General features: G+C 58.5%; 2 protein-coding genes. Both read left to right on the forward strand.

The features are described from left to right. Positions 1-467, forward strand: a 467-nt coding sequence (locus FOY53_RS23535) for a hypothetical protein (protein ID WP_222435336.1), incomplete at its 5' end; no start/stop codon positions are given. Beyond that, positions 464-2,551, forward strand: coding sequence for a recombinase family protein (locus tag FOY53_RS22460; RefSeq protein ID WP_222435337.1), 2,088 nt, complete (start codon positions 464-466; stop codon positions 2,549-2,551). The genes FOY53_RS23535 and FOY53_RS22460, both read left to right, overlap by 4 nt. Positions 2,552-2,564 lie beyond the last annotated feature (13 nt).

Genomic DNA, 2,564 nt, shown 5'->3' on the forward strand with positions numbered 1-2,564 from the left:
CAGTTCCCATTCATTCTGCCCATGTCGGGCAGGTTTATCGGGTTCATTATCGATGGCATGCCTATTTTGGCGCGGACGTGAAGGTTTTCAGGACCCTCAATCGCGGTGATGGCCAACATGTCGGTCTCGAGCGCGATCCAGGTATTGCGATCCTTGCACCCGCCTGGATTCTGGATGCTTCAGTATGTCAGAGTTTCGAGCTTGGCGAACCCGTAGTGTCCACGGAGGCGCTTTTCGAACTTCATTCGGTTCTCCAGCACCTCGGTTTCCGGCGAGGGTTCAAGGGTGACGACTCACCCATGGAGGCCCCGAATGACGCATCACAGATCCCCGACACCAACCCAATTGCCACTGCCGTTGGCACCGGCACCATTGCTGACGGAACCAGAATACCGGGCGATCGTGACTGCGCTGGCGCAAGTGCTCCTGACCGCAGCAAAATCCGATCCGGGAGGGTGCCGCGATGAATGACATGGCCCTCACCTTTCCGCCCGAGCTGCTCAAGCGTCAGGCGGTGATCTATGTGCGTCAGTCGACGCAGAGTCAGGTCATGACGAACCTCGAGAGCCAGCGCCGACAATACGATCTTGTTGAGATGGCCCGCGGGTATGGCTTTGCCGGGATCGATGTCATCGACGACGATCTTGGCGTATCGGCCAGCGGCTGCCAGGCCCGGCCCGGTTTCGAACGGCTTGTCGCCATGCTGTGTTCGGGGTCGATCGGCGCGGTATTCTGCCTGGAAGTGTCGCGCCTGGCCCGCAATGGGCGGGACTGGCACCACATGCTGGAGCTTTGCGGCCTGGTAGATGCGCGTGTCGTGGACCATGACGGCGTCTACGACCCGCGCCATCCGAATGACCGGCTGCTTCTTGGCATGAAGGGCAGCATCAGCGAGTTCGAACTCGGCGTTCTGCGCACGCGGATGGTTGAAGCCGCAAGAGCAAAAGCGCGCCGAGGCGAACTGCGGTATACGCCGCCGATCGGCTACCTGTGGGATCGCGACGCCGGGGTAATGTTCGATCCCGATCTCCGCATCCAGGAGGTCATCCGGCAGATCTTCTGCCGGTTCCGCGAGCTTGGAAGCGCTCGGCAGGTTCTTCTATCCATGTCGAGCGAAGGTATTCATTTTCCCAGACCCTCAGATGGCATTCGGCTGACAAGTTTCGAATGGCAACCCATTCGCTACCGTAACGTGATCAGCGTGTTGAAGAACATGTTTTATGCCGGGGTCTACGCCTATGGTAAAACCGGGCGGCAAGCAAAAATCCGGGACGGTCGCGCGCATGTCACCTACAAGAACCGCAAGTCCCCCGAAGACTGGGATGTGGTCATCAGAGACCACCATGTCGGTTACATCGATTGGGAGGACTATGAACGCAATCAAGCGCAGCTGGCCAAGAATGCTTTCGGACGTGCTGGCGGGGTCAAGTCTGGTCGCGGCGGTGGTGCGCTCCTTGCCGGTCTCCTCTGTTGTGCGAGATGCGGACGGCGGTTGCATGTGGTCTATACAGGCCGCACTCCACGCCCCGTCTACCGCTGCGACAATCCAAACCTCCTACTCGGGCAGAAACGCTGCATCACCTTTGGTGGGTTCCGGCCCGACAAGCTCATTGCAGATGCCGTTCTTGAGGCTGTGGCGCCATTTGCCATCGATGCCGCCATCGAGGCACGTGCCATGTTGAACCAAGCTACCGAAGACAGGCGATTGGTGCTCGAGATGGAGTTGCAGCAAGCCCGGTACGATGCATCCCTGGCGGAACGACGCTATGCCGCCTGTGACCCGGATAACCGCCTAATCGCATCAGAGCTGGAGAAACGATGGGAAGAAGCCTTGGGGCGCGTTCGCAGTTTCGAGCAGCGTCTCGATACGGATATCGCAGCTGCACCAGAGGTAGATGTCACGCGCCTTGAAGGGCTGGCGCAGGACCTTGAGACCGCCTGGACAGCTCCGGCGACATCCATGCGCGACAAGCAACGATTGATCAGGACACTGATCGAAGACATTGTAGCGGGCATCGACGACGATACAGGGGAAATCGTTTTGGTCGTCCATTGGAAAGGCGGCCGGCATACCGAATTGCGCGTCAAGAAGCCGAAGACCGGAGAACACAATGCTCGAACCAGTGCCGAGGCTTTGGGGATCATCCGCGAGATGGCGGGACGCTGGTCTGATGAGGCGATCGCGGCCTGTCTCAACCGCATGGGCATGCCGACCGGTCAGGGCAAGACCTGGAATGCGAAACGCGTTTCATCCATCCGGCGTGTGAATGACATTCACGGATACATGTCTGCAGATAAGGACGGCCCGTGGCGCACTATGACCGAGGCTGCGAAAGAGCTCGGTGTTACCAATCACGTCATCCGCAAGCTGATAAAGGACGGTATTCTGCCTGCAAATCAGGTGGTCGATGGCGCACCATACCAAATACGGACAACTGACCTGCATTCGGATAACGTTAAAACCGCTCTCGAACGAAAAGGACGCCCGTGTCGCGCTGAGTTCGACGACCAGCTTTCAATGTTTCCAAACACTTACGAAGGGGGTGCATAATGAGCAACCAACG

The organism is Puniceibacterium confluentis (genome assembly GCF_007923445.1).
Taxonomy (GTDB): Bacteria; Pseudomonadota; Alphaproteobacteria; order Rhodobacterales; family Rhodobacteraceae; genus Puniceibacterium; species Puniceibacterium confluentis.